This is a genomic window from Methylocystis sp. B8 (assembly GCF_005771425.1).
GTDB lineage: Bacteria > Pseudomonadota > Alphaproteobacteria > Rhizobiales > Beijerinckiaceae > Methylocystis.
On the sequence record NZ_VBTZ01000003.1, the window covers coordinates 238,325 to 264,718 of the forward strand.

Annotated in this window: 24 protein-coding genes and 1 tRNA gene; 13 read left to right on the forward strand and 12 right to left on the reverse strand. The window is 60.5% G+C overall.

The features are described 5' to 3' along the window. Positions 1–6 precede the first annotated feature (6 nt). Positions 7–83, reverse strand: a tRNA-Arg gene (locus tag FEV16_RS07905). A gap of 417 nt (positions 84–500) precedes the next feature. Between FEV16_RS07905 and FEV16_RS07910 the strand changes: the two genes are divergently transcribed. The 9 genes from FEV16_RS07910 to FEV16_RS16865 all read left to right on the forward strand — a co-directional run bounded on the left by FEV16_RS07910 (position 501) and on the right by FEV16_RS16865 (position 8,801). Continuing rightward, entirely contained in the window at positions 501–1,400 is a 900-nt protein-coding gene (locus tag FEV16_RS07910; RefSeq protein WP_138167084.1) for a LysR family transcriptional regulator, read from the forward strand. Between the two features lie 126 nt (positions 1,401–1,526). Continuing rightward, positions 1,527–2,000, forward strand: a complete 474-nt coding sequence (locus FEV16_RS07915) for a formate dehydrogenase subunit gamma (RefSeq protein ID WP_138167085.1) — start codon at positions 1,527–1,529, stop codon at positions 1,998–2,000. Further along, positions 2,000–3,550 (forward strand): NADH-quinone oxidoreductase subunit NuoF, encoded by a 1,551-nt coding sequence (locus tag FEV16_RS07920; RefSeq protein WP_138167086.1) that lies wholly within the window; start codon positions 2,000–2,002, stop codon positions 3,548–3,550. The genes FEV16_RS07915 and FEV16_RS07920 overlap by 1 nt, the downstream gene beginning before the upstream one ends. 10 nt (positions 3,551–3,560) lie before the next feature. Next, positions 3,561–6,440: a formate dehydrogenase subunit alpha gene (gene fdhF / locus FEV16_RS07925; RefSeq protein ID WP_138167087.1), complete on the forward strand. Its 2,880-nt coding sequence runs from the start codon at positions 3,561–3,563 to the stop codon at positions 6,438–6,440. Beyond that, on the forward strand, positions 6,437–7,264 hold the full coding sequence (fdhD, locus tag FEV16_RS07930; RefSeq protein ID WP_138167088.1) for a formate dehydrogenase accessory sulfurtransferase FdhD: 828 nt from the start codon (positions 6,437–6,439) through the stop codon (positions 7,262–7,264). Before fdhF ends, fdhD begins: the two co-directional genes overlap by 4 nt. Next, complete coding sequence (locus FEV16_RS07935) at positions 7,254–7,526, forward strand: formate dehydrogenase subunit delta (protein ID WP_138167089.1); 273 nt, start codon at positions 7,254–7,256, stop codon at positions 7,524–7,526. Before fdhD ends, FEV16_RS07935 begins: the two co-directional genes overlap by 11 nt. 27 nt (positions 7,527–7,553) lie before the next feature. Next, on the forward strand, positions 7,554–8,069 hold the full coding sequence (locus FEV16_RS07940; protein WP_138167090.1) for a YchJ family protein: 516 nt from the start codon (positions 7,554–7,556) through the stop codon (positions 8,067–8,069). 120 nt (positions 8,070–8,189) lie between these two features. After that, positions 8,190–8,390, forward strand: coding sequence for a CsbD family protein (locus tag FEV16_RS07945; RefSeq protein WP_138167091.1), 201 nt, complete (start codon positions 8,190–8,192; stop codon positions 8,388–8,390). A 240-nt stretch (positions 8,391–8,630) separates the two neighbouring features. Then, positions 8,631–8,801 carry a hypothetical protein gene (locus tag FEV16_RS16865; protein ID WP_171015164.1) on the forward strand — a complete coding sequence of 57 codons (171 nt, stop codon included), beginning with the start codon at positions 8,631–8,633 and terminating at the stop codon, positions 8,799–8,801. 100 nt (positions 8,802–8,901) lie between these two features. Here the strand turns inward: FEV16_RS16865 and FEV16_RS07950 are convergent, their stop codons facing one another. Further along, on the reverse strand, positions 8,902–9,114 hold the full coding sequence (locus FEV16_RS07950; RefSeq protein WP_138167092.1) for a hypothetical protein: 213 nt from the start codon (positions 9,112–9,114) through the stop codon (positions 8,902–8,904). A gap of 178 nt (positions 9,115–9,292) precedes the next feature. Here FEV16_RS07950 and FEV16_RS07955 point away from each other — a divergent pair, with 178 nt between their 5' ends. Next, the gene (locus FEV16_RS07955) at positions 9,293–10,099 is read left to right on the forward strand and encodes a Ku protein (RefSeq protein WP_138167093.1); all 807 of its coding nucleotides are present in this window, start codon (positions 9,293–9,295) and stop codon (positions 10,097–10,099) included. Here FEV16_RS07955 and ligD read toward each other — a convergent pair. From ligD to FEV16_RS08000, 9 genes are all read right to left on the reverse strand, one after another. After that, complete coding sequence (gene ligD / locus FEV16_RS07960; protein ID WP_138167094.1) at positions 10,096–12,654, reverse strand: DNA ligase D; 2,559 nt, start codon at positions 12,652–12,654, stop codon at positions 10,096–10,098. The two genes, FEV16_RS07955 and ligD, sit on opposite strands and share 4 nt — an antisense overlap. A 6-nt stretch (positions 12,655–12,660) precedes the next feature. After that, entirely contained in the window at positions 12,661–13,518 is an 858-nt protein-coding gene (locus FEV16_RS07965; protein WP_138167095.1) for a Ku protein, read from the reverse strand. Between the two features lie 42 nt (positions 13,519–13,560). Further along, entirely contained in the window at positions 13,561–14,058 is a 498-nt protein-coding gene (locus FEV16_RS07970; protein ID WP_246657223.1) for a phage holin family protein, read from the reverse strand. Between the two features lie 9 nt (positions 14,059–14,067). Then, a complete protein-coding gene (locus FEV16_RS07975) occupies positions 14,068–14,388 on the reverse strand; it encodes a hypothetical protein (RefSeq protein ID WP_138167096.1) in 321 nt (106 codons plus the stop codon). A gap of 331 nt (positions 14,389–14,719) precedes the next feature. Further along, positions 14,720–15,106, reverse strand: a complete 387-nt coding sequence (locus tag FEV16_RS07980) for a CsbD family protein (protein WP_138167097.1) — start codon at positions 15,104–15,106, stop codon at positions 14,720–14,722. A gap of 153 nt (positions 15,107–15,259) precedes the next feature. Beyond that, on the reverse strand, positions 15,260–15,817 hold the full coding sequence (locus FEV16_RS07985) for a carboxymuconolactone decarboxylase (protein WP_138167098.1): 558 nt from the start codon (positions 15,815–15,817) through the stop codon (positions 15,260–15,262). Positions 15,818–15,827: 10 nt separating this feature from the next. After that, complete coding sequence (locus tag FEV16_RS07990; RefSeq protein WP_138167099.1) at positions 15,828–17,552, reverse strand: thiamine pyrophosphate-binding protein; 1,725 nt, start codon at positions 17,550–17,552, stop codon at positions 15,828–15,830. A gap of 225 nt (positions 17,553–17,777) precedes the next feature. Beyond that, on the reverse strand, positions 17,778–18,566 hold the full coding sequence (gene eutC, locus FEV16_RS07995; protein ID WP_138167100.1) for an ethanolamine ammonia-lyase subunit EutC: 789 nt from the start codon (positions 18,564–18,566) through the stop codon (positions 17,778–17,780). A gap of 3 nt (positions 18,567–18,569) precedes the next feature. Continuing rightward, positions 18,570–19,949, reverse strand: a complete 1,380-nt coding sequence (locus tag FEV16_RS08000) for an ethanolamine ammonia-lyase subunit EutB (protein WP_138167101.1) — start codon at positions 19,947–19,949, stop codon at positions 18,570–18,572. 160 nt (positions 19,950–20,109) lie between these two features. Between FEV16_RS08000 and FEV16_RS08005 the strand changes: the two genes are divergently transcribed. Next, complete coding sequence (locus tag FEV16_RS08005; RefSeq protein ID WP_138167102.1) at positions 20,110–21,000, forward strand: choline kinase family protein; 891 nt, start codon at positions 20,110–20,112, stop codon at positions 20,998–21,000. Further along, positions 20,997–23,444, forward strand: coding sequence for an FAD-dependent oxidoreductase (locus FEV16_RS08010; protein ID WP_138167103.1), 2,448 nt, complete (start codon positions 20,997–20,999; stop codon positions 23,442–23,444). Before FEV16_RS08005 ends, FEV16_RS08010 begins: the two co-directional genes overlap by 4 nt. Positions 23,445–23,453: 9 nt before the next feature. Here the strand turns inward: FEV16_RS08010 and rocD are convergent, their stop codons facing one another. After that, positions 23,454–24,698, reverse strand: a complete 1,245-nt coding sequence (gene rocD / locus FEV16_RS08015; protein ID WP_246657224.1) for an ornithine--oxo-acid transaminase — start codon at positions 24,696–24,698, stop codon at positions 23,454–23,456. Between the two features lie 127 nt (positions 24,699–24,825). Between rocD and FEV16_RS08020 the strand changes: the two genes are divergently transcribed. Further along, positions 24,826–26,364: an aldehyde dehydrogenase family protein gene (locus FEV16_RS08020; protein WP_138167105.1), complete on the forward strand. Its 1,539-nt coding sequence runs from the start codon at positions 24,826–24,828 to the stop codon at positions 26,362–26,364. Positions 26,365–26,394: the final 30 nt, after the last annotated feature.

Sequence of the window (26,394 nt, forward strand, 5' to 3'; positions counted from 1 at the left end):
GAGGCGTGGCGGTCCCGAAGGGATTCGAACCCCTGACCTTCGGTTTAGGAAACCGCTGCTCTATCCTGCTGAGCTACGGGACCGCGCGCGCATCTGTTTAGCACAGCGCGCTTCTTAAAAAAATTCCGTTGCGCGCTGTTCGGCGGCGAACTCGCGCGACGTCGTCGCTGATGGAGAGACTTCCGGCAATGCGGCGATACGTTCGCGGACGCCGACAATGCCGTGGCGATGTCGCCCCTTATGTTTCGATGGCGCGATGCGTCGATCATCACCCTCCCGTTGTGAGCGTGAGACATGGGAGTTGGAAGAAGCGTTAATGAGCGCTGCGCCTTCCAGGGATAGACCGGGCAAGTCGCCCGGCTTCGCCAGCAGGTTTGAAATCCTTGAAATATTCGGCGCGCCCGGAGCGGATATGCTAATGTGAAGCCCGTGCGGGGTCGCTGATTTTGTGGGCTAGGGTATGCGGCTCTAGCAGTTCCGTACGCCTATGGACCCGGCTCGTGATCGAAAAGCTCGAATTCCTGATCGCCGTCGCAAAAGAGAAGAGCTTCTCGCGCGCGGCGGAGATTTGCGGCGTCACTCAGCCCACGCTTTCGGCCGGCATAAAACACCTTGAAGACTCGCTTGGCGTATTGCTCGTCAATCGTTCGTCGCGCTTTCACGGCCTTACGGCCGAAGGCGAGCGCGTGCTCGACTGGGCGAAGAGGATCGTCGGCGACGCGCGGGCGATGAGGCAGGAAGTCCGAACCCTCAAGGAAGGCCTTACCGGCCAGTTGAAGATTGCGGTGATACCGACGGCGCTGGGCATCGTCTCGGCGCTGACCACGCCCTATCGCGAGAAACATCCAGGCGTTCGTTTTTCCGTGATTTCCGCCTCGTCGAGCGAAGTGCTGACGATGCTCGACAATCTTGAGATCGACGCCGGGATTACTTATCTCGACAACGAGCCGCTCGGGCGCGTGCGCACGGTGCCGCTGTGCTCGGAGCGCTATCGGCTCTTGACCTTCGCAGACAATCCGCTTGGCGACAGGGAGCGGGTGACCTGGGCCGACGTTGGCCGCATCGATCTCTGTCTGCTCACGCCGGATATGCAAAACCGTCGCATCATCGAACGGCTCATCCGCAAGGGCGGCACAGAGCCCGCGCCGATCCTGGAATCGAACGACGTGATCTTGCTTTTCGATCATGTGAAATCCGGCCGCTGGGCGACTGTGCTGCCGGAAAAGCTTGTGAAGACGTTGAACGTGACGGCCCCGCTGCGATCAATCCCCATCGTCGAGCCGGAGGAGGTTCATGAAATCGGCCTTGTGGCGCCGCAGCGCGAGCCGGTGATCCCTCTGGTGGCCGCCCTGGTCTCCGAGGCGAAGAAGCTCGCGGAAAGGCAAGCGCTTGGAGATTAATAGATTCGACCTATCGCGTCACGAAGGGTCGCTATTGATCACGCCCTGGATTTCCGGCACTGTTCTCGGAATTAATCTAAAAAGGGCGGTCGTATAAGCGTAACGCCCGGGACTGAAAGGGAAGAAATGGCTGGCGCTGCTCAGTATAGCGACGAGCGTGCGCGGGAGATCATCGCCGCCCATATGGGTCTTCAAGGACCCGCGATGCCTATTCTGCACGCGCTTCAAAAAGAATTCGGCTATGTGCCGGACGCCGCCGTTAAGCAAATGGCCGAGGCGCTTAATATCTCGCGCGCCGAAATGCATGGCGTGGTCACCTTTTATCACGATTTCCATCGCGCCCCGCATGGTCGCCACACGTTGAAGATCTGCCGCGCCGAATCCTGCCAGTCGATGGGCGCCGAACGACAGGCGCGGGCGTTTCTCGACAAGTTGAAGCTCGACTGGGGCGGCACGACGCCGGACGGCGCGTTGACCGTCGAGCCGGTCTATTGTCTGGGCCTGTGCGCGCACAGCCCTTCTGCGCTTTACGACGGAGAGCCGATCGGCTGCGTCGATTCTGAAAAGCTCGACGAAATCGCCGCGGAGGCGCGCGACTGATGGCCAAGGTATACATCCCGCTGGATATGGCCGCCGTCGCGATGGGCGCCGACAAACTGGCCGCCGCCGTCACAAAAGAGGCCGCGGCCCGCGGCGAAAACATCGAGATCGTCAGAAACGGCTCGCGTGGAATGCTCTGGCTCGAACCCCTGATCGAGGTGGAGACTCCCGCGGGCCGTGTCGGTTATGGGCCGGCGAAGGTCAAGGACGTCGCGTCGCTGTTCGATGCCGGCTTCCTCGCCGGCGGCGCGCATGCGCTGAACATCGGGATCGTTGACGAACATCCCTGGATGAAGAAGCAGAACCGCGTCACCTTCGTGCGCTGCGGCGTGATCGATCCGCTGTCGGTCGCCGAATATGAGGCGCATGACGGGTTCAAGGGCCTCAAACGCGCCTTCGAGGTCGGGCCCGCGGCCGTCGTGGAGGAAGTCGCCAAGTCGGGCCTGCGCGGCCGCGGCGGCGCGGGCTTTCCGACCGGCATCAAATGGAAGACGGTGGCGGAGTGCCCGCCCGGCGAGAAATATGTGGTGGTCAACGCCGACGAAGGCGATTCCGGCACTTTCGCCGACCGCATGATCATGGAGGGCGATCCGCTCTCGCTGATCGAAGGCATGCTGATTTGTGGATACGCCGTTGGCGCTTCCAAGGGCTATGTCTATCTGCGCTCGGAATATCCCATCGTCGCCAAGGTCTTCCAGGCGGCGATCGAGACGGCGCAAGAGTCGGGCTGGCTCGGCAAGAACATCAGGGGTTCGGGCTTCGACTTCGACGTCGAATTGCGCATTGGGGCGGGGGCCTATGTCTGCGGCGAAGAGACCTCGCTGCTCGAATCTCTCGAAGGCAAGCGCGGCATCGTCCGCGCCAAACCGCCGCTGCCGGCTCATGTCGGCCTCTTCGGCAAGCCGACGGTCATCAACAATGTGCTCTCCATGGCCACGATACCGATGATCATGGAGAAGGGCGCCAAGCATTACGCCGATCTCGGCGTCGGCCGCTCGCGCGGCACCATGCCGCTGCAGATCGCCGGCAACGTCAAATATGGCGGTCTCTTCGAGACGGACTTCGGGATTCCGCTTGGCGTGGTCGTCAACGAGATCGCCGGCGGCACCCGCTCTGGTCGTCCGGTCCGCGCGGTCCAGGTCGGCGGCCCGCTGGGCGCCTATGTTCCGGTGTCGCTTTTCGACCTTCCGATCGACTACGAGGCGTTCGCCGCCAAGGACAGCCTGATCGGCCATGGCGGCCTCGTGGTTTTCGACGACACCGTCGACATGTCCTGGATGGCGCGCTTCGGCATGGAGTTCTGCGCCATTGAAAGCTGCGGCAAATGCACGCCCTGCAGGCTCGGCTCGACGCGCGGCGTCGAGACGATCGACAAAATTCGCGATGGCCTGAACGTCGACGCGAACATCGAGCTCCTAAAGGATCTCTGCCACACGATGAGGTTTGGCTCGCTCTGTGCATTGGGCGGCTTTGCGCCCTATCCGGTCGAGAGTGCGCTTCGCCATTTTCCTGAGGACTTCCGCAAGCCGGCCCTTGAAGCCGCTGAGTGAGGTAGCCGCCATGACGCTCATTAAGGAAATCGATTACGGCACGCCCGAATCAAAATCCGAGAAACTTGTCACGCTGACCATCGACGGGAAGAGCGTCACCGTGCCCGAGGGCACGTCGATCATGCGCGCGGCGATGGAGATCGGCACGGAGATCCCCAAGCTCTGCGCGACCGACAGCATCCAAGCCTTCGGCTCTTGCCGACTCTGCGTCATCGAGATCGAGGGCCGTAACGGCACGCCGGCCTCCTGCACCACGCCGGTCGCGCCGGGCATTTCCGTCAAGACGCAGACGCCGCGACTCGCCGCCATCCGTCGCGGCGTGATGGAGCTTTATATTTCCGACCATCCGCTCGACTGTCTGACCTGCGCCGCCAATGGCGACTGCGAGCTGCAGGACATGGCCGGCGCGGTCGGTCTGCGGGACGTCCGCTACGGCTATGACGGCGCCAATCACGTTTTCGCGCGCAATAGTGGCGAAGCGAATTTCAACTGGAAGCCAAAGGACGAGTCGAACCCCTATTTCAGTTACGATCCGTCCAAGTGCATCGTTTGTAATCGTTGCGTGCGCGCCTGCGAAGAAGTGCAGGGCACCTTCGCGCTGACGATTTCCGGCCGCGGTTTCGACTCGCGCGTTTCGCCGGGCATGGACGAAGCCTTCATGGAATCGGAATGCGTGTCCTGCGGCGCCTGCGTGCAGGCCTGTCCGACAGCGACGCTGATCGAGAAGTCGGTCATCTCCGTCGGTCAGCCCGAGCATTCCGAAGTGACGACTTGCGCCTATTGCGGCGTTGGCTGCACCTTCAAAGCCGAAATGCGCGGCGAGGAAGTCGTCCGCATGATTCCTTGGAAGGACGGCAAGGCGAATCACGGCCACAGCTGCATTAAAGGCCGCTTCGCCTATGGCTACGCCCATCACGGCGAGCGCGTCCTCAACCCGATGATCCGCGAGTCGATCAATGAGCCGTGGCGTGTTGTCTCGTGGGACGAAGCGATCAGCTTCGCCGCCGACCGGCTGAAAGCCGCGCAAGAGAAATACGGAAAGAATTCTGTCGGCGTGATCACCTCGTCGCGCTGCACGAATGAGGAGAGTTACCTCGTCCAGAAGCTCGCGCGCCAAGGCTTTAAGAACAACAACACCGACACCTGCGCGCGCGTCTGCCATTCGCCGACGGGCTATGGCCTAGCGCAGGCGTTTGGCACGTCAGCCGGCACGCAGGATTTCGACTCGGTTGATGACGCCGACGTTATTCTCGTCATGGGCGCCAATCCGACTGACGCGCATCCGGTGTTCGGCTCGCGTATGAAGAAGCGTTTGCGCGAGGGCGCTAAGCTGATCGTCATCGATCCGCGCCGCATTGACCTCGTGAAGTCTCCGCATGTCGAGGCGGACTATCACCTGCCGCTCAAGCCCGGCACCAATGTCGCGATGATCACGGCGCTGGCGCATGTCATCGTGACCGAAAATCTCGTCAATCTCGATTTCGTGAAGTCGCGTTGCGACTGGGACGAATATCAGGACTGGGCCGCCTTCGTCGCGCAGCCGCAATATAGCCCGGAATCGCTCGAAAGCGTGCTGGGCGTGCCGGCCGCCGACATTCGCGGGGCCGCGCGTCTCTACGCGACGGGCGGCAATGGCGCGATCTACTATGGCCTCGGCGTGACGGAGCATTCGCAAGGCTCCACCACCGTTATGGGCATCGCCAATCTCGCCATGGCGACCGGCAATCTCGGCCGGCGCGGCGTCGGCGTAAATCCGTTGCGCGGCCAGAACAATGTGCAGGGCTCCTGCGATATGGGCTCGTTCCCGCATGAGCTGCCGGGCTATCGCCACATCTCTAACGATGCGGCGCGTCAGGCGTTCGAAAAGGATTGGGGCGTTTCGCTCGATCCGGAGCCCGGTCTGCGCATCCCGAACATGTTCGACGCGGCGATCGAAGGCACGTTCAAAGGACTCTATGTCCAGGGCGAGGACATTCTGCAGTCCGACCCCGATACGAGCCATGTGTCGCGCGCGCTCGCGAATATGGACATCGTCATCGTGCAGGATCTCTTCCTGGTCGAGACGGCGAATTACGCGCATGTCTTCCTGCCGGGCGCGACATTCCTCGAGAAGGACGGCACCTTCACCAATGCCGAGCGTCGCATTCAGCGCGTCACCAAAGTAATGTCGCCGAAGAATGGCTACGCCGATTGGGAAGTGACCCAGCTTCTCGCCAATAAGCTCGGGCTCAATTGGAACTACGCCAACGCCAGCCAGATCATGGACGAAATCGCGCGCCTGACGCCGTCCTTCGCCGGGGTGTCGTTCAAGCGACTCGAAGAAGTCGGTTCGCTACAATGGCCGGTCAACGCCGACTCGCCGGACGGCATGCCGATCATGCACATCAACGGCTTCGCGCGCGGCAAGGGCAAATTCGTCATCACCGAATATGTCCCGACCGATGAGAAAGTGGGGCCGCGTTTCCCGCTGCTGCTCACGACCGGGCGTATCCTGTCGCAGTACAATGTCGGCGCGCAGACAAGGCGAACCGAGAACACCCAGTGGCATCCTGAGGACGTTCTCGAAATTCATCCGCATGACGCGGAAGATCGCGGCGTGCGTGACGGCGACTGGGTGAAGATCGCGAGCCGCGCCGGCGAGACGACGCTGCGCGCCAAGATCACGGATCGCGTCGCGCCGGGCGTCGTCTATACGACGTTCCATCATCCGACCACTCAGGCCAATGTTGTCACGACCGATAATTCCGACTGGGCGACCAATTGTCCGGAATATAAGGTCACGGCCGTTCAGGTCTCGACCACGAATGGGCCGACCGATTGGCAGCATCAGTATCGCGAGCTGACGGAGCAGAGCCGTCGCATCGCGAGCGCGATCGACGCGGCGGAATGACAGAAACGCCATCGCCGACCCTTCGAGTGGAATGCCTGGCGCGCCGTCACGATGTGACGGCGCGTTCTTCTCGCGTGATCCCCGAGGAGACGCCGATCGCCTTCACCTATGGCGGCGCCACGCATGCGGTGATGATGGCGACGCCGGCGGACTTGGAGGATTTTGCGATCGGCTTCGCGCTGACCGAGGGGCTGATTGATTCGCCGGAGCAGGCCGGCGACGTCGAGATTATCGTCTCCGACGCCGGCATTGAGCTGCGCGCCTGGCTCAAGGGCGGACGGCAGGAAGCCTATGCCGAACGTCGCCGTTCGATGGCGGGACCGACAGGGTGCGGTCTCTGCGGCATAGAGAGTCTGGAGGCGGCGACCCGCGTTCTGCCTATGCTTGACAATGCTTTAGAAGTGCGCGCCGACGCTTTGATCGAGGCGATGGAGCGTCTTCCCTCAGCTCAGAAATACAATCAGGACACTCGCGCCATCCACGCCGCGGCCTTCTGGAACCCGGCTTCCGGCGCGCTGATCGCACGCGAGGACGTTGGCCGACACAATGCTCTCGACAAGCTCGCCGGCGCCTTGACGCGTCAAGCGATCGCCGCGACGCAGGGCGTCGTGTTGATGACAAGCCGCGTTTCTGTTGAACTCGTGCAGAAGGCCGCGCGTATGGGCGCGCCAATCATCGCCGCCGTCTCCGCGCCGACCGCGCTCGCCGTACGCAACGCGCAACACTGCGGCATGACGCTCGTCGCGGTCATGCGCGGCCGAGACTTCGAAATCTTCACCCATCCGGGACGCATCCTCGAACAGGTTTCCGCACATGTCGCATGATTCGGTCGATAAGCTCGTCAAAATGGCTAACCAGATTGGCAAGTTCTTCGTGGCGCAGAAGCACCCCGAAGGCGTTGCGAGCATGACGGATCATTTGAAGAAATTCTGGGACCCGCGCATGCGCGACGCGATTATCGCTCATGTCGATCACGGCGGCGTTGGGCTTGATCCGATCGCGATCGAGGCGGTGAAGCGCCTCAGACATCGAGCGGGCGCCGCCGCTTCGGGATTGCGCCCCGGCGAGGGCGGCGCCGACGGCTGAACAAATCATTCTTACGCTGATTGACCAATGACCGATCAAATCTGTCCCTGCCGCGCAATGGACGCGCAACAGCTCTCCTATTCAGTCTGTTGCGCCCCTTATATCGAGCAAGGAGCGCCGCCGCCCACCGCCGAAGCGGTGATGCGCTCGCGCTACACCGCCTTCGTTGTCGGCGACATCGATTATCTTATCGATACCTTGGCGCCGGAGTCGCGTCACGACTTCGATCGCAAGGCGATCACCCATTGGTCGCGCAGCTCGCAGTGGCTCGGACTTGAAATTCTCTCAACAGAGCAAGGACAGCCGGGCGATGAAACCGGCTATGTCGAGTTCGTCGCGCATTTCACTAGCGAAGGCGAACGCTATGCGCATCGCGAGCGATCTTTGTTCCGACACGATGCGCAGGATGGCCGCTGGTATTTTCTTGAAGAGGCTAATCGGAAGAATGCGCCGATCGTTAAGGGAAAACAGACAGGGCGCAACGATCCTTGTCCTTGCGGCTCCGGCAAAAAATTTAAGAAATGCTGCGCCGCCGCCGCGTGAAGCCACGACCGCATTTCCTTCGATGTAGCCCATCAAATCCCCCATCCCCAAGGCCTGGAACAAAGCGGCTCCGCCCGCGTTTTGTCGGCGTGAAACATTCCTAACCTCGGAGAATGGGCGATGGATTGGAATCGCGTCGAAGGCAATTGGAAACAGTTCAGGGGCAAGGTGCGGGAGAAGTGGGCTGAGTTGACCGACGACGATCTCGCTCGCATGGACGGCAAGCGCGAGCAATTCGAAGGCATTCTTCAGGAGCGTTATGGCGAGGGGCGGGATCGCATCCGCGAAGAAGTCAATACTTGGCTCAAGACCCTCAACTAAGCGCCAACTTTCAAAGCGTCGCGGGCTTAGGCGCGTGATGCTTCTCCGCCGACCTCTCGACTGCCCGAACCTCAGGTTCGGGCTTTTTGCGCACGCTCGGATCTTTGCTTGGGTTTCTCATGCGCCCAAGCGCTTTATCCTTCCCGGAGAAGCAACAAAACGCCGAGCTATCTGGAAGTCGGAACATTCTCGGAGAGGGAGAGTTGTTTTCCTGTCCGTCTCCGATGAAAGGAGAGCGAAATGAGTTGGAAGCCTAAACTTGGAGTGAACTGGCGACAGTTTGTCGTTGGAGCAGCCGGCGCGATCGTCCGGGCGTTGTTCATTGGCCCCGAGTTTCTGCGCGAGCGTCGCATTCTTGTTCGTGAACCGGGTCGAGCGGAGATCGAATATTGGCTACGCAATCGAAATTGAACCGCTAGCGATTGCCTGTTGTTCGACAGGCAATCTTTTTTTTGCCGCGGTTTAGATTTTTTTAGCTACTATCCGCCCACGCGCTTAATCAGTAGGCGTCCTACTCGGCTGGCCGAGATAGTCGCGGCGCAAGCAGGTCCTGCACCTTATCCGGTATGGGTTCGCAGAGACTGTCCTCATACAGCTGGCGCAGTTCCACCATCAATTGGGCGGTGAATCCGAGCAGCGACAGATGGGACGCTGTGTCCTTTCTCTGCTCGGTTAGCGTTCGCCGTCGCCGTCCCGGCGTGTCATGTTCAACCTTCTTTTCCATTTCGAAGTCCTGGCGGGGGGCGGATGTGGGAGTCGGCAATTCAACAGGAGGTGAAGGTTCAACAATATGAGCGGCCAAAATGTTCCCGCCACGGCCAAACTTGTTCTTTATTCGGCGGAAGCGGAACGAGGCGCTCAAACAGACGTTATTCCAGACGTCCACGTTTTAGGGGGTCGGGATGGCGCCGCGGTCCTTCTGGAAGGGCTATTTGAAGCTTTCGCTGGTGACCTGCCCGGTCGCGATGACGCCGGCCACTACGGAAGGCGAAAAGGTCCGCTTCCATATCCTTAATCGAAACACGGGCAATCGAGTCGTCAGCCAATATGTCGACTCGGTGAGCGGCGCGCCGATCGGCGAAGACGACGCCGTGAAAGGCTATCCGCGCAGCGAAAACGATTACGTGCTGCTTGAAGATGAAGAGCTCGACGCCCTCAGTCTGGAGAGCACGCGGACGATCGACATCGACACCTTTGCTCCAGCGTCAAGCATCGACTGGATCTGGTTCGACAAGCCGCATTATCTCATCCCCGATGATCCGATTGGCGTCGAGGCCTTTTCCGTCATTCGCGATGCGATGAAGGCGACTGGCACGGTCGGCGTCTCTCGGCTCGTAATGTATCGGCGCGAGCGCGCCGTGATGGTCGAACCGCGCGACAAGGGTCTGGTCTTATGGACGCTGCGCTTCGCCGATGAAGTGCGTGATCCTAAGGACTATCTTGACAAAATCCGCGCTGAGACGCCGAACGCGAAAGCGCTTGGTCTGATTTCGAAATTGATCGAGGAACGCAAGAGTCATTGGGACCCCGCGATGGTTCAGGATCCCGTTCAAGCTCAGTTGCTCGACATCATTTCCGGAAAGAAGAAGGAGCACAGCCCGGCTCGCGCCAAGAAGCAGGCGCCCGCGACGCCGAGCAACGTCGTCAACATCATGGATGCGCTTCGCAAGAGCATCGACGCGGAAAAGCGTAGCTCGAAGCGCCGTTAGACTTTCTTTTTGCGCGGCTTAGGCGTTTCGATTGGCGCCGCCGCCTGTCGAAAGTCGGCCCAGGGATCGCTCTTCAGAGAATCAAGGCGCGCCAGAGTCTTGGCGATCGTGAAATAGGCAGGTCCAATCGCCGGACTGAGTTCGTCCCAGGCGAGCGGAACCGATACGGCCGCGCCGGGCCGCGCGCGCGTGGAGTAGGGGGCCACCGCCGTCGCGCCGCGCTGATTGCGCAGATAATCGACCAGTATCTTTCCCTGGCGCTTCGACTTCGTGATTGTTGAGACAAATTTGCCGGGGCTGTCATTCGCCATTGCGTCGGCGATGCTTTTGGTGAACGATTTCACCTGCGGCCATTCCGCTTTGGGCTTAACGGGCGCCATCACATGGAGGCCTTTTCCGCCCGATGTCTTTACGAAGGCGGCGAGTCCGAGGTCTTGAAGTCGGGCCTTCGTCTCTTCAGCCGCCGCAATGACGGCATCCCATTCGACCTGCTCGCCGGGATCGAGATCCATGATGATGACGTCGGGACGCTCCCAGTCCGACGCCGTCGATCCCCAGGGGTGAATTTCCAAAGTAGCAGACTGAACCAGCGCGATCAGACCGTTGAGATCCTTGATGCTGAGCAAGGGCTCTTCTTCGGACTCCTTCGGATCGTCGATGAGCACGATGTTGGGATCGATGCCTTTCCAGGCGTGTTTCTGGAAGAATTTCTCTCCGTCGACGCCGTTTGGGCAGCGCAGAAGCGCGAGCGGACGATTGACGATGAACGGCGCGATATAGCGCCAGACTTCGGCGTAATAATCTGCGAGCCCCTGCTTGGTTATGCCCTGATCGGGCCAATAAAGCCGATCTGGATGGGTGAGCGTCACGGCGCTTTTCTCCACGCGCGCCGCCGCCGGCCGCTCGACTGGCGGCGCCTTCTCGCGGACAACGTCGCGCGCTTGCTTGTCTTCACGCAAACCGCGGAAAGAAGCGTGGCGAAGAACCTGATCCGCCGTCCAACCGCGAAATTCGACCTCAGCCACCAATTCGGGACGCACATAACGGACGTTGCGCGCGGCCTCCGTGCTGAGGCGCGCGCCAAAAGGGCTCGAGGGCGTGCACAGGGGATCGAGCTTCAAGAAAAGCTCATGCGCCATATCGGTCGTGAAACCCGTTCCGACACGGCCGACATGGCATAAAACCCCATGCTGATAAACGCCGAGCACGAGCGCGCCGGTCGCCTTCCGCGACACTGTCGAAGGCGTATAGCCCGCAATCACAAATTCCTGCCGCCCAAAGCATTTGGCCTTCACCCAACTCTTCACGCGTCCGGAGCGATAAGGCGAGTCGCGCAGCTTCGACACCACGCCTTCAAGACCAAGTCGGCACGCATGCGACAACACGACCGCGCCGCTATCTTCGAAATGAGCGCTGAGGCGAACTTTATCGCCGTTCTCACCGCCAAGGAGCTTTTCCAGCAACGCCTTGCGTTCAAGCAAGGCGGCGGCGCGCAGATCGTAGCCGTCGAGATAGAGAAGATCGAAAATCCAGTAAACGAAACGGTCGCTGCGCCCTGCGCTGAGATCGGCTTGAAGCGCTGAGAAATCTGACGCGCCGGAGTTCGTCTCGACAACGATTTCACCGTCGATGAGAGCGGAACCCATAGGCAGCGCGCGCAGCGCCGAGACGATCTCGTCCCCAAACTTCTTCGTCCAGTCGAGGCCACCACGCGAAAGCAGACGCACGCGGCCCGCTTCAACGCGCGCTTGTACTCTATAGCCGTCGAATTTGATTTCGTGAATCCATTCCTTGCCGGCCGGCGCTGCGCCGGCGCTCGCCTGCATCGGGCCGACAAAATTTGGCAGCTGAGCCTTTTTTGCGCCTTTTACGCGCGATGGTTCTAGGTCCCTCGCCGGAGCCTGCTTCCTTGTGACGGCGCCTGTCTTGACCGACTGGGATGACGCGGCCTGCTTTGGCGCGGCGCTTTTCTTTGAGGGCCGCTTTGACTGACCATCGGCGACATCGCCGATCGTGCGTCCGGTTTTTACCGAGCGCGGCATTTCCTCGAGAATGTCTTCGTCTTTAGGGGATCGCGCAAATTCATCTTCGCTTTTGATGAGAAGCCAGTTGTCGTGCTTCCCGCACGGCCTTCGCGCCATTCGCACGAGATGCCAACGCCCCCCGAGCTTCTTGCCCCGCAATTCGAAATTAAGATGGCCCTTTGCATAGCCCTTGTGCGGGTCGCCCTCTGGAATCCAAACGCCCTTATCCCAAACGATCACTTCGCCCGCGCCATATTGGCCTTCCGGAATAACGCCTTCGAAATTGCGATAGTCGAGAGGATGGTCTTCGACATGGACGGCGAGCCGCTTTTCGCCCGGCACAAGGCTTGGACCTCTCGTGACGGCCCAGCTTTTCAGAACGCCGTCCATCTCCAGGCGAAGGTCGTAATGCAGACGCCTCGCGGCATGTTTCTGGATCACAAAGCTGTGGCCGGTCTTTCGGCCGCCTCGCCCCTGCGGCTCACGGGTCGTGGAGAAGTCACGCTTCTTGCGATAGTCGGCGAGGGACATGCGAGGTCAACTCGCTTTTCGGCGGGTCGCGGTTGTCTTTGTCTTGCGCGCCGGCGTCGCCCGCTTCTTGGCAGGCTTGCCGCTCTGGTCCGATAGAGCCGCGCTTTCGCGGAACGCCTCGAGCAGATTGATGACCTTGCCTTCACGCGCCTTGCGGGGCGGCGCAATGGGCTTTCCTTCGAGCTTCGCCTTCACGAATTCGGCGAGCGCCTGTTCATAACGGTCTTCGAACTTAGACGGATCGAAGGCTCCTCTCTTTGTGTCGATGATATGCTTGGCGAGTTGAAGCATCTCGCCCTGTATCTTGACGTCGGGCACTTCGTCGAACGCCTGTTGCGCGGATCGCACCTCGTAGTCGAAACTTAAGGTGAACGCGAGAAGACCCTCGCCATAGGCGCTAATCAGAACTGTGCGGGAGCGCCTGAAGAGCACCGCTTTGGCGATGGCAGCGACCTTATTCTTGCGCAGGCCTTCCCGTATCAGAACGAAAAGTTCGTTCGCGTCGCTTTGTGACGGCGAGAGATAGTAAGGCTTGTCGAAATAGACGTTGTCGATTTCGTCCAAGTCCAAAAAGGCGTCAATCGTTAGAGCCTTGTCGCTCTGGGGTCTCGCCTGCGCGATCTCCTCGGGCTCTAGAGTGACGTATTCGTTTTTGTCGACCTCATAGCCTTTGATTTGATCGCCTGATTCAACCTGCTTTCCAGTCTCGCTGTCGATAAAGGTTCGTCGCACGCGATGGCCAGTCGCCCGATTAATCGTATGAAAGGCGATCCTGTCGGATGTCGAAGTCGCGGAATAGAGCGCCACCGGACAGGTGAGCTCAGCGATCTTGAGAGAGCCCTTCCAATTCGCTCTCGGGAGCAACGCACACCTCGTACGCTCGCGCCGTTGGCCACGGCCAGGGCATTACGCTTCTGGAGCCCCTGTCCTGTCAAGCTTTTCTGCAAGTTTGGAGGCGATCATCAAGCCTAATGCAGCGCCGATGATCAGATGAAGATTAGGTCCGACTCGCTCGGCGACGGCCTTGGCCGCGACCGGCGCCAGCGACCCGATGGATTTAACCATGTCGCTATTCGACTTTAGAAATTGGTCGGCCAGCGCCATGGCTGAGAGGCCTTGCGCTTCGAATTCGGCAGCCTCAGTCCGGGTTTCATCAGGGCCGGTTCGCCGGCTCGCGGTTGCGAAATAGACAATGATGGCAAGAAAAATGAAGACTCCGGCGATCACGAGATTTCCCGCGATCTCGCCCCAGATCTCCGTCGCATAAGCATGGGCGGCCGCTGTCGCGAAGCCGAGAGCGAACAGAGCGAGGATGACAACAATCGCGAAACGCGACGCCCCTCGCGTCGCGTTCTCGATGGTTTCGTCAACCCGGCGGAATATCGGATCGAGGAACATGTTCATCGCGCGAGATTAGCTCCGGCTCTTCCACATCGTTCCGACCAAGAATCCGCCGGCGATCGCAAGCAACAGTGCGGCTAAGGGCTGCTCGCGCACGGTAGCTTCAACGGTCGTCTTAAAACTTTCGGTCGCGGTTCTCGCCTTCTCCGCGATTTCGCGAGACTGTTGCGTCACTGTCGCCAGCGCAGCGTCGGCCTTATCCATCGTTTCGTCCATTTTGGCGCTCACGTCTTCGGCAATCGAGGAGGCCTTAGCGGCGGCGTTTACGGACGCCTTGTTGATAGCGTCCTGCGCTTCTTGAACCTTATTCGTGACCTGCGATGTTACGCTCATGTCCTCTTCTCCGCTCTTACCGCCGCGCTGGGCGTATACTGAACTTGCGGATTGTTTGATTTGTTCCTCTACAGGCTGCGCTTTCGCTGGCATTATTCCGGAAGATGGATTTCGTGCTGCGCGAACAAAATGGATGGACCGAAGACCGAGCGTAGCTTCCTGTTAAAGAAGGCCAACAGCTCGGGCGCGCGCGATGCCAGCGACTGATCTTCAATCGTATGCATCTGCAAGTTAAGCGCCGATGAAGCAGGGCAATTTGACGCCGACGTAACTTGGCAGGAATAGCCAATACTCCATCGCCGGCCGGAGGCCGCCGGCAAGGCGTGAGTTGCTACAGTTCTCGAAAGATGTCTTGTCCACCCTCAGCGAGCTTCGCCTCGCCGATTGATTTTTGAAATTCTCCAACAACGATCTGCGCCAGCCCGGCGAGCGCGAGACTGGGCGACTGCGTGGCCATGCCGAGAGTCAACTTGGTCTTGCCCATGGCTTGATTAGCGTAGCCGCGCATCTGATCCGTGGCCCCCGACTGCACGATGCTGTCGAGAGCCTCCCGCATCGAATCCTTGACTTGAGCGACCGAGTAACGCGCCCGCGCCGGTGGGTCGATATCGCTTGGATTTTCCGGGGACAGCGCCGATGAATTCAAGGCCTCGCCGCTACTGAATTTTTCGCTTGGGCAGACAGGATGGTCGCTGCCTGCGTCAGTAAATGCAACCATTGATTACGCACTCCCAAAACTCAATTCCGGCGTCCGGCCACGCTGGGCGCCGGAATAACAACCGATGGGAGAGTTCTAATGTTCCGAGCGATGAGCCTATTGCGCAGCTCGAGGCTAAAGAAAAAACGTTAAGAATGGAACGCAACTCGCGCTTTACTTGAATGGATTGTCGACATTGGGCGGCAGCGCGATGTGGAAACCCTGATTGATCGCCGAAAACATTTGGTAAAAGCCAGATAGCACGACGAGTTCGACAAAGCCCTTGACGCCGAATGCCTTGATCGCTTCGTCCTGAATGCGCTGCGGAATGTTTTGCCAGGACAATGTTGAAGCCAGCACTTGGGCGACAACGTCATAAGGCGCAGTCGCGACCGCGCTCACATCTTCGCCGCGTTGCAGCGCCCCGATGAGAGCGGATGGAACGCCCGCCGCTTCGGCGTGCTCAATGTGGTCAACCCATTCGAAGGCCGCGCCCGTTCGTCGAGCCACGGACAGCACGACGAATTGATAGACATCGCGCGGCAGATGGCCCTCGAACTTCAGGTAATAGCCGAGATCTTCGATCTTTTCGCAAAGCTGCGGATGATTCATCAGCGCGGCGTAGGGGCCGCCGAAGCCTGCGCCTTGGGATTTCCGCCTCGCGACCATGCGGTCGTAGCGCAAGCGATCTTCGGGCGAAAGCGTTGAAGGATCGAAAGGCAGCTGAGCCATCGGCGCACTCTCACTCGTGATAGGAATAGGCCGCGATGGCCTCCGCCCAATCCTTGACCGGCGTTGTGAAGGCCTTGTCGGCTTTAACGTCGATGAGGCAGGGGCCCTCGCCCTGTAGCGCTCGTTCGAAAGCGTCGGCGAGATCGTTAGGAGCGCGCACAGTTTCCGCGCGCGACCCCAAGGCTCGCGCAAAACCGGCCCAGTCGTGGTCAGGCAATCGGGTCAGTTCGTCGGGCGTTGGTCCCAGTCCATGGGCGCGCAGCCAGACATTGCCAAGCGCCGCATTGTTGATGACGACGTAGATCACCGGCAGTTGGTAGCGCGCGGCGGTAGCGATTTCCATGCCGCCCATGCGCATGCAGCCGTCGCCTGTAATGACCGCTACGCGGCGGCGCGGCTGTGCGCACTGGACGCCGATCGCCGATCCGATCGCCCAGCCCATCGGGCCGAGATTGGTTGCGGAAACATAGGTTCTCGGTTCGTAAGCTTCCCAGTAATGGCCGGCGAAAGCGCGATGCGCGCCAGAGTCCACCACCAGAACGCCGTCGCGCGGGAACGCCTTCCTCAACTCGCGAATAATGCGCACCGGATGAATCGGAACGGCGTCGCTCTCGCAGTTTTCCGGGTCCTGCAGGCGGGGCCTGGAGCGAATTTCAGAAACCCAAGCTTCGCGCGCGGAGAGCGTCGGCTCGAGAGAGACGCCCAACTTATCGCTTTGGTCGAGAAGAAAGCGAAGATAGGCGCCGCAACTGCCGACGATCCCGCCATCATGGACATGCGTTCCGATCGCGGAGGGAAGCAAATTCACGCAAATCGACGCATCGGGTTTCACCTGCAGCGCCCAATGCATCGTGTCGCGCTCATTCAGTCCCGATCCCAAGATGATCAGGAGATCGAGCGACGGGTCCGTCAGGGCGGCGCGCGCGTGGTGTGTCCCCGCATAGCCGAAGACGCCCAGCGAAAGAGGATGATCCTCCGGAAAGACGCCTTTGCCGCGCAGCGTCGTCGCGACGGGAATGCGCCAAAGCTCGGCGAATTCCTTCAGCGCGCTGGCGGCGTTTGAATGTTCGACTCCGGCCCCGGCAAAAATTGCGATCTTTACGGGCGGCTTGCCGTCGGGTCCGGCTAAAAAATGCTTTAGCGATGCCTCGGCGGCGGCCATCGACAGCGCATTATAGTCGACCAGCGCCCGATCGATGGGAGAATGGCTGACGGAAAGCTCTTCAGCGAGACAGTCTCCTGGCAATGAGAGATGCACTGGCGCGGCCGGCCGGGTCCGAAGCTGCAGCAGCGCGTGTTGGAAGAGATGCGGCATATTCCTCGGATTGTCGATCGAAGAGGAATAGCGCGTCAGCGGCTTCATGATCGCGACGTCGTCCAGCGTTTGCGGGCTTGCGTCCTGAAACACGCCTAACCCCTCGATGACGGTCGCCACCTCGCCGCTCATCAGGAGAAGCGGCGAGCCGTCCGACTGCGCGGTCGCCACCGCGGTGACCGTATTGGTCAGGCCGGGTCCGCCGATGCAGAGCGCGGCGCCGAAATTTCCGCTCGCCCGCGCATAGCCGTCAGCCATATAGGCGGCGCCGCCTTCCTGCGCGGCCACGATTGGCGTAAGCGCCTTCTGCCTTCCCAACGCTGGCAGAAAGGGATCGACGAGCCCGCCCGGCACCATGAACAAATGGTTGAGTCCTTCGCTCGCCAGCGCCTCGAGGATGAAATCGACCCCTAGCGGCATTCTATGCTCCAGTTCCGGATCAGCGCGCCGCCGTGGGGCGGACGGTCTTTTCGCTGGCAAGCATATAGTCGAGCGAAAGCTTCGCGATCAATGGACGATTTGAGTCTTGGAAGCCGCTGAGTTCTAAAAGCGCGACCACAGCCCGCGACCGCTTAGGTGAATAGTTCGATCGAGTTGGGTCGAAATGACTAGGCTCCCAGCGGATGACCCACCAAGGGACGACGCTCAGCTTTCTTTTTCGTCGATCGTGCGCAACTGCCCCGACGCAAGCGTCTCGGCTTCTTCTTTGAGTTCAACGCCGGTCAATTGGCGGCGGCGGGCTTCGCTGCAAAGATAGAGCAGCTTTCGAGCCGCTTCGTCATAAGTGAGTCCCTGCGGACGAATATTCGAGAGGCAGTTGCGCTCGGCGTCGGTGCGGCCGACGCGGGGCGCAAAAGTGAGATAGACGCCCAGACTGTCTGGCGAGGAGAGCCCGGGCCGTTCGCCGATGAGAACCGCCACTAGTCGTGCGCCAAGCGTTTCGCCGATGTCATCGCCGAGCGCGACGCGACCTTGTTCGGCGAGGATGATTGGCGCGATTTTCCACGATGTCCGGTCGAGGGAATGCAGCGTCTTTTCGAGGAGAGGAATAGCGTGCCGATCAATGGCGCGGGCGGATAGGCCTTCGGCGATGACGAAGGCAAGATCATAGTCCCCCCCTGCAGATTTCAGCCGCTCGCGGGACTCATCGTCCAGTCTTCGGCCAAGATCCGGGCGCAGCAGAAAGCTGCGCCGATCGCGCGCAGCGCTTCTTACGCAAACAACCTTTAGCCCGCGTGAACTCATGTCGCCAAAGAGGGATTCGGCATTGAGCCGCTCTTCAACCGCGTCTCTTGCCTCGGCGTGCGCCAGTTGAAAGTCCAAAGTAGCACGCGTGGTCAGCGCCGCACCGGCGCGCGGCAGGAAAATTCTCGCGGGCGTCGCCGAACGCAGTTTCGAGATCATGTCGAGAGGCGTCGGGCGATTGTCGACCATCGCTCAGGCCCTCTCGAGAAGCGGCGCAAATGACGCGGGAACCGCCTGCCGCTGCATTTCGCCCTGCGTGTCCGTCAGGCCAACATCGGCGAGCCACTGCGCGAACTCTGGAGCGGGCGCCAGATCGAGCATGCGCCGCACGGCGAGCACGTCATGATAAGAGGTGCTTTGGTAATTCAGCATCACGTCGTCCGCTCCAGGCACGCCCATGACATAATTGACGCCAGCGACAGCGAGAAGAGTCAGCAGATCATCCATATCGTTCTGGTCGGCTTCCGCGTGGTTGGTGTAACAAACGTCGCAGCCCATTGGCAGTCCCAGCAGCTTGCCGCAGAAGTGATCTTCGAGCGCCGCCCGCGTGATCTGCTTGCCGTCGAAGAGATATTCCGGCCCGATAAATCCCACGACCGTATTGATCAACAGAGGATCGAACATCCGCGCAACCCCATAGGCGCGCGCTTCGAGCGTCTGCTGATCGCAATTCCAGTGGGCGTTCGCCGAAAGCGCGCTTCCTTGGCCGGTTTCAAAATACATGACATTGTCGCCGATCGTTCCGCGGTTTAACGCGAGCGCCGCCTCGCGCGATTCGCGCAATAAGGCAAGGTTGACCCCGAAGCTTGAATTGGCGGCTTGCGTTCCGCCAATCGACTGGAAAACCAAATCGACGGGCGCTTGCCGCGCCATGAGCTGCAGCGTCGTTGTGACATGAGCGAGGACGCAGGATTGCGTCGGAATGTTCAATGTCTCGCGCAAATCGTCGAGAAGGCGCAAGAGCTCGTAGCATTGCTCCGGACTGTCAGACGCTGGATTGACGCCGATAACCGCATCGCCGTTGCCAAGGAGAAGTCCGTCTATTGCGCTTGCGAGAACGCCGCGCGCGTCGTCGGTCGGATGGTTTGGCTGAATGCGGGACGAAAGTCGGCCGCGTAGGCCCAGCGTATTGCGAAACCCGGTGACGACGCGCCGTTTGGCGGCGATGAGGATCAAGTCCTGGTTGCGGCAGATTTTGGAGACCGCCGCCGCCATTTCTGACGTCAATCCGAAGGTCAAAGCCCTGAGCGATTCCTCATCGGCCGCGTCTGACAGAAGCCAGTCGCGAAATTCGCCGACAGTCAGCGAAGCGATCGGCGCAAAGGCGTTTCGGTCATGGCTGTCGAGGATTAGTCGCGTGACCTCGTCTTCTTCATAGGGAACGAGCGCCTCGTTCAAGAATGTGCTGAGAGGCAAGTCCGCAAGGGCCATCTGCGCGGCGACCCGCTCGGCGGCGCTCGTGGCCGCGATGCCGGCGAGGCAATCCCCTGAACGCAAGGGCGTCGCCTTGGCCATCAGCGTCTTAAGGTCGGGGAACCTATAGCTCGTTCCGCGAATCGTCGTCGCATACATCGGTTGACCTCATACGACCCATTCAGGCTAAGCCGCCTAAGCGAACATGTCACTTTGCGCCCGTAAGGTTTTCCCCAGCGCCTATACAAACCATGGCCTTTGCGCGCCAGCCGCATATACTAGCTCAGTCAGAGTTTGTTTTTGTTGCGCCACGGAGCCGATGTCAGCCCTTACCGCCGACCCAGAAACTCTGATACGCGCTCTTCCGCTTTGGCGTGGGCCGATCGATATTGCGCCATTGCTCGGCGGCATCACGAACAAAAATTATATCGTAACGGATGGCGATCGGAAGGTCGTCATTCGTCTTGGCGGCGACATCCCCGTTCACGGGGTCATGCGCTTCAACGAGCTCGCGGCGAGCAAGGCTGCGGGAGCGGCCGGCGTTTCGCCGAAAGTTCTTTGCGCCGCGCCCATGGCGATGGCGCTTGAATATGTTCCCGGCCAAACCTATGAGCCGGAGGACGTGCGGAAGAACCGCAGGCGCTGTGTCGATCTTGTCAAGCGCGTTCATCGCGAGGTCGCGCAGCATTTACGCGGGCCGACCCTCGCTTTCAATGTCTTTCATATCATCCGCGACTACGCTCACACGCTCGTCGAGGATCGAAGCCGAATATCGCAACAATTGCCCGGCCTGCTCGCGGCGAGCGAAATTCTGGAAACGGCCACTGGCCCAATCGATCTTGTTTTCGGCCACAATGATCTCCTCGCCGCCAATTTCATCGACGACGGGCAGCGCCTCTGGCTCGTCGATTGGGACTATGCGGGTTGGAACACGCCGCTGTTCGATCTTGGCGGACTTTCTTCGAACAATGGTTTCGACGCCGCCGAGGATGAGGCGCTGCTCGAAGACTATTTCGAAGTTGCGCCCACGGACGTGCTGCGCCGCCGTTTCAAGGCGATGCTCTGCGCCTCGCTCTTGCGCGAGGCGTTGTGGAGTTTTGTCTCGGAAAGTCGATCGGCGATCGATTTCGACTACGTCGCTTACTCTGATCAAAACATGTTGCGCTTCGATGACGCCTGGGCGGCGTTCCGGCAGATGGAAAAAGCATGACAGACCTCCCGCGAAGCGCCCAGATCGTCGTCGTCGGAGGTGGCATCGTCGGGTGCTCGGTCGCCTATCATCTCGCCAAGCGCGGCGTAGAGACGCTGCTGCTTGAACGCCATCAACTGACGTCGGGTTCGACCTGGCATGCCGCCGGACTGATCGGGCAGCTGCGGACCAACGCTAACATCACCAAGCTCCTCGGCTATTCTGTAGAGCTCTATAATCGGCTTGAGGAAGAGACGGGCTATGCGACGGGCTGGCGACGCAATGGCGGTCTGCGCCTCGCCTGCAACGCCGATCGATGGCTAGAGGTCAAGCGGCAGGCCACTTCCGCACGGAGCTTCGGACTGGAGATGCAGCTCCTGAACGCCAAGGAGGCGCAAGCGCTCTGGCCGTTGATGAATGTTGATGACGTCGTTGGCGCGGCCTTTCTGCCGACCGACGGACAGGCGAATCCATCCGACATCACGCAGGCGCTTGCGAAAGGCGCGCGACTTGCCGGCGCGAAGCTGATCGAGCACGTCGCCGTCATAAATTTCATTGTTGAAAATGATCGCGTGCAAGGAGTCGTTACGGATCGCGGCGCGATCGCCTGCGAGAAGCTCGTTCTTTGCGCAGGCCTCTGGACCCAGCCGCTCGCCGCGCGCGCCGGCGTCGCCGTTCCGCTGTCGGCGGTGCACCACCAATATATCGTGACCGAGAAAATCAACGGCGTGACGAGCGATCTGCCCACGCTGCGCGATCCGGATCGGCTGACCTATTATAAGGAGGAAGTCGGCGGTCTCGTCATGGGCGGCTACGAGCCCAATCCCGTGCCTTGGTCATCGGGCGCCGTGCCGGAGGATTTCGCCTTCCGGCTTCTCGAAGACGATTGGGATCATTTCGGACCGATCATGGATCTTGCGCTTGGGCGTGTGCCGGCGCTCGCCGAGGCGGGCGTCAAGCAGATGATCAACGGCCTCGAAAGCTTCACGCCCGACGGAAATTGGATGATCGGCGAAGCGCCGGAAGTGCGCAACTTCTTCGTCGGCGCTGGTTTTAACGCTTTCGGCATCGCGTCGGCAGGCGGCGCCGGAATGGCGCTCGCGGAATGGGCGGCTGACGGCGAACAGCCGTTCGATCTCTGGCCCGTCGATATCCGCCGCTTCGGCGCGCCACATAGGGATCCTTCTTGGGTGCGCGTGCGAACGCTCGAAGCTTACGCACGCCATTACAGCATCGCCTGGCCTTTCGAGGAGTTTACGTCAGGCCGGCCGCTGCGGCGTTCGCCGCTCTATGAGCGGCTTAAAGCGAAAGGCGCATGCTTTGGTGAAAAGATGGGCTTCGAACGGCCCAACTGGTTTGCGGATTTAAACGCCGGAGAAGAGCCGCGGGATCGTTACTCGTTCGGCAGACCTGGCTGGTTCGACGCGGTTGGACGAGAGCATCGCGCATGCCGGGAGGCGGCGGCTCTTTTTGATCAGACGAGCTTCGCCAAGGCGCTCGTTATCGGCAAAGACGCCGAGGCGGCGCTGTCCTGGATCGCCGCCAATAATGTCGCCAAGCCGCCGGGGGCCGTCACCTATACCCAGTTACTGAACCGCAGGGGCGGCATCGAATGTGACCTGACCATCACGCGATTGGCCAAGGATCGCTTTTATGTGGTGACTGGCACGGCATTCGGAACGCATGACTTCGATTGGATCAGGCGGTCGATTCCTCAGGGAATGGGCGCAACCCTGATCGACGTCACTTCGGCGAATTCGGTGCTGGCGTTGATGGGACCGCGCGCGCGAGAGATACTTGTATCCTGCTGCGACGATGATTTTTCGAATGCGGCCTTTCCTTTCATGAGCGCCCAAGAAATTCGTTTGGCGGGCGCGCCAGTGCTGGCGATCCGCGTCACTTATGTGGGCGAACTCGGCTGGGAGCTTCACGTCCCTGTCGATTTCGCCGCATCGGTCTATGACGCGCTATGTGAGGCGGGCGCGCCCTTCGGACTCGTCGACGCAGGTTACAGAGCCATCGAATCTCTTCGTCTGGAGAAGGGCTACCGCGCCTGGGGCTCCGATATTGGTCCAGATCATACGCCGCTTATGGCGGGTTTAGGTTGGGCCGTAAAAATGAAATCTGGCGCGCCATTTCAAGGGAGAGAAGCGCTCATCGAGGCCGCTGGCGCTCCCTTGCCCCGCCTTCTTGCGGGCTTCACCATCGATGAACCTGACGCTGTTCTGCTCGGGCGCGAAACGATCTATCGCAATGGCGTGCGCGCCGGTTGGCTGTCGAGCGGCGGATATGGCTATTCGATCGGCAAAGCGATCGGCTACGGTTATATTCGCAATGCCGATGGCGTCGATCCGACATTCGTGCTGTCAGGCGAATATCAACTCGAAATTGCTGGCGAACGTCGGCCGGCAAGCGCCTCTCTTTCGCCGTTCTACGATCCGAAAGGCGAACGCATTCGGGCGTAAAGGTTGCGACTATGCTTCGAGGTGTTGGTCCGCGCCCGCGACAGAGTCGCTGACATCGCGCGGCGTCTTAAACGTCGCGATGGTTTCTTGAACGGCGTCGAGCGCGAGATCGAGGTCGTCTTGAGAAATGACGAAAGGCGGGGCCAGGCGAACGACCGTGTCATGAGTCGAGGTCGTCAGCACGCCCTTGGCGATCAAACCTTCGCATACGTCTCGCGCGTTGGCGTAGCGTGGGTCCATCTCGACGCCCGCCCATAGTCCCCGCCCGCGAACGTCTTTGATCGCGGGCATGCGCATCCCGTGCAGGCGTTGCATCATTCTCGCGCCAAGCTCTTTACTGCGCTCAACCAGCCGCTCGTCACGAATGACGTGAAGCGCTTCGAGCCCGATGGCGGCGGCGAGAGCGTTGCCGCCGAAGGTCGATCCATGCGAACCCGGCGTGAACACGTCCATCACTTCGCGTTTCGCCACGAAGGCGGAAACCGGCAACACCCCGCCGCCGAGCGCCTTTCCAAGCGTGACGCCGTCGGGAACGATATTTTCATGCTGGAAGGCGAACCATGTCCCGCTACGTCCCAGCCCGGATTGGACCTCGTCGAGCAGCAGCAAAATTCCGCGCTTGTCGCACAGTCGGCGCAACCCAGCGAGCCAACCATCGGGCGGCACGATAACGCCTGCCTCGCCCTGGATCGGCTCTACGAGAATGGCGGCAGTGTTTGGGGTAACGGCGGCTTCGAACGCCGCGAGATCGCCAAATGGCGCTGCGCGAAACCCCGGCGTGAAAGGGCCAAATCCGTCCCGATACTCGTTCTTGGAAGAGAAGCTGATGATCGTCGTTGTGCGGCCGTGAAAGTTGCCTTCGGCGACGATGATCTCTGGATTGGCGATCCCTTTTACTCGGTTGCCCCAGCGACGCGCCGCTTTGATCGCCGTCTCTACGGCCTCCGCGCCGGTGTTCATCGGCAGGGCGACGTCGAGCCCCGTCAGATCACAGAGTTCCTCGAGGAACGAGGCAAGGCGGTCATTGCAAAAAGCGCGGGAAGGCACGGCGAGCCGTTGCGCCTGCTCCGTGAGTACTGAAAGAATTCGCGGGTGAGCGTGACCGAGGCTGACAGCGGAATAGGCGCTCATCATATCGATGTACCGCCGACCTTCCACATCCCACAGATAGGCTCCCTGTCCGCGCGTAAGCATGACGGGCAGGGGATCGTAGTTCCGAGCGACGTGTGGGTTCCTGAACTCCGAGCTGTCCATATCCGAGAGCTTTTTGCGCGCATCCGCATTAGATTGATGCGTGCACGCATTTGCGTGATTATGCATACATAGGCGGATGCAACGACGGCGCCAGCCGCGTAAGCATAGGTGAACAACGGGAGTTGAAATGGAGGCGCGCGTTCTGCAGGCCGAAATTGCCGCTGAAACCGCGGCTCTTCTCCCTTTTTTCGGGTTGGAATCGCAGACGTTTGAGAACGGGTCGCTGACGACGCGTTCGCCGATCACTGGCGAAACAATTGCGCGGGTCGAGAGCGCCAATTCGGGGATGGTTCAGCAGACCATCGCACGCGCCGAGGATGCGTTTCGCGTCTGGCGCAACATTCCAGCGCCGCGCCGAGGCGAATTCGTGCGCTTGCTGGGAGAAGAGCTGCGAGCGGCCAAGGCCGAGCTCGCGCGTCTTGTCACGATCGAGGCTGGCAAGATTACAACGGAGGGTCTCGGTGAAGTCCAGGAGATGATCGACATCTGCGACTTCGCTGTAGGTCTGTCGCGTCAACTTCACGGACTGACGATCGCCACCGAACGCCGTGGTCACAGGATGATGGAGACCTGGCGCCCGCTCGGCGTCACGGGCGCGATCACAAGCTTCAATTTTCCCGTGGCCGTCTGGGCCTGGAACGCGGCGCTTGCTCTCGTTTGCGGAAATTCGCTCATCTGGAAGCCTTCGGAAAAGACTCCGCTTGTTGCGCTCGCGACCCAAGCGTTGGTCGAACGGGTCGCTAAGCGTTTCGACGATGCGCCGGAAGGGCTCTCAAATCTGCTCATCGGCGGCCGTGAAATCGGCGAAGCGCTTGTCGAAGATGCGCGGGTTCAACTCGTTTCCGCGACAGGTTCGACGGCGATGGGCCGCGCTGTCGCGCCGCGCCTCGCGCGTCGCTTTGCAAAGTCTATCCTGGAGCTTGGCGGCAACAATGCCGCTGTCGTTTGCGCCTCAGCGTCTCTCGATCTTGCCGTTCGCGCAATCGCCTTCGCTGCGATGGGCACGGCGGGCCAGCGGTGCACCACGTTGCGTCGGCTGATCGTCCATGAAGACGTCTATGAAGAGCTTCTCGGCCGATTGCGGCGCGCCTACGCCTCAGTTCCGGTCGGCGATCCCCGAGACGGCGCCTCACTCGTTGGCCCGCTCATCGACCAAAGCGCCTATACGGCCATGTGCGGCGCGCTCGATGAAGCGCGCGGCGCAGGGGGCGTGATTCAGGGCGGCGAACGCGTGCGTGCTGAATTATATCCTGACGCCTTTTACGTGCGCCCTGCGCTGGTGGAAATGCCGGGCCAAACGGAAGTCGTGCGGCGGGAAACATTTGCCCCGATCCTCTACGTGCTGAAGTTCCGCAGTCTCGACGAAGCGATCCAGCTGAATAACGATGTTGCTCAGGGCCTCGCGTCGTCAATCTTCACGTCGCGCCTGGATGAGGCCGAACGGTTCATGGCCGCCGACGGATCGGATTGCGGAATCGTGAACGTGAATATCGGACCGTCCGGCGCTGAAATCGGCGGCGCCTTCGGAGGCGAGAAGGATACGGGCGGCGGCCGCGAAGCGGGCTCCGACTGCTGGAAGGCCTACATGCGCCGCGCCACCAATACGATCAATTATTCGGGCGAACTGCCGCTGGCGCAAGGCGTTAAATTCGATTTGGAGACTTAGCCTCTGCTTCGTTTCGCAATGATTTTCTTG

Bases quoted from the DNA above. Each gene is read 5' to 3' on its own strand.
- FEV16_RS07915 (WP_138167085.1), top strand. From the start codon at position 1,527: ATGGCTGGCGCTGCTCAGTATAGCGACGAGCGTGCGCGGGAGATCATC.
- FEV16_RS07920 (WP_138167086.1), top strand. From the start codon at position 2,000: ATGGCCAAGGTATACATCCCGCTGGATATGGCCGCCGTCGCGATGGGC.
- fdhF (WP_138167087.1), top strand. From the start codon at position 3,561: ATGACGCTCATTAAGGAAATCGATTACGGCACGCCCGAATCAAAATCC.
- fdhD (WP_138167088.1), top strand. From the start codon at position 6,437: ATGACAGAAACGCCATCGCCGACCCTTCGAGTGGAATGCCTGGCGCGC.
- FEV16_RS07935 (WP_138167089.1), top strand. From the start codon at position 7,254: ATGTCGCATGATTCGGTCGATAAGCTCGTCAAAATGGCTAACCAGATT.
- FEV16_RS07940 (WP_138167090.1), top strand. From the start codon at position 7,554: ATGACCGATCAAATCTGTCCCTGCCGCGCAATGGACGCGCAACAGCTC.
- FEV16_RS07945 (WP_138167091.1), top strand. From the start codon at position 8,190: ATGGATTGGAATCGCGTCGAAGGCAATTGGAAACAGTTCAGGGGCAAG.
- FEV16_RS16865 (WP_171015164.1), top strand. From the start codon at position 8,631: ATGAGTTGGAAGCCTAAACTTGGAGTGAACTGGCGACAGTTTGTCGTT.
- FEV16_RS07950 (WP_138167092.1), bottom strand. From the start codon at position 9,114: ATGGAAAAGAAGGTTGAACATGACACGCCGGGACGGCGACGGCGAACG.
- FEV16_RS07955 (WP_138167093.1), top strand. From the start codon at position 9,293: ATGGCGCCGCGGTCCTTCTGGAAGGGCTATTTGAAGCTTTCGCTGGTG.
- ligD (WP_138167094.1), bottom strand. From the start codon at position 12,654: ATGTCCCTCGCCGACTATCGCAAGAAGCGTGACTTCTCCACGACCCGT.
- FEV16_RS07970 (WP_246657223.1), bottom strand. From the start codon at position 14,058: ATGAACATGTTCCTCGATCCGATATTCCGCCGGGTTGACGAAACCATC.
- FEV16_RS07975 (WP_138167096.1), bottom strand. From the start codon at position 14,388: ATGAGCGTAACATCGCAGGTCACGAATAAGGTTCAAGAAGCGCAGGAC.
- FEV16_RS07980 (WP_138167097.1), bottom strand. From the start codon at position 15,106: ATGGTTGCATTTACTGACGCAGGCAGCGACCATCCTGTCTGCCCAAGC.
- FEV16_RS07985 (WP_138167098.1), bottom strand. From the start codon at position 15,817: ATGGCTCAGCTGCCTTTCGATCCTTCAACGCTTTCGCCCGAAGATCGC.
- FEV16_RS07990 (WP_138167099.1), bottom strand. From the start codon at position 17,552: ATGCCGCTAGGGGTCGATTTCATCCTCGAGGCGCTGGCGAGCGAAGGA.
- eutC (WP_138167100.1), bottom strand. From the start codon at position 18,566: ATGGTCGACAATCGCCCGACGCCTCTCGACATGATCTCGAAACTGCGT.
- FEV16_RS08000 (WP_138167101.1), bottom strand. From the start codon at position 19,949: ATGTATGCGACGACGATTCGCGGAACGAGCTATAGGTTCCCCGACCTT.
- FEV16_RS08005 (WP_138167102.1), top strand. From the start codon at position 20,110: ATGTCAGCCCTTACCGCCGACCCAGAAACTCTGATACGCGCTCTTCCG.
- FEV16_RS08010 (WP_138167103.1), top strand. From the start codon at position 20,997: ATGACAGACCTCCCGCGAAGCGCCCAGATCGTCGTCGTCGGAGGTGGC.
- rocD (WP_246657224.1), bottom strand. From the start codon at position 24,698: ATGGACAGCTCGGAGTTCAGGAACCCACACGTCGCTCGGAACTACGAT.
- FEV16_RS08020 (WP_138167105.1), top strand. From the start codon at position 24,826: ATGGAGGCGCGCGTTCTGCAGGCCGAAATTGCCGCTGAAACCGCGGCT.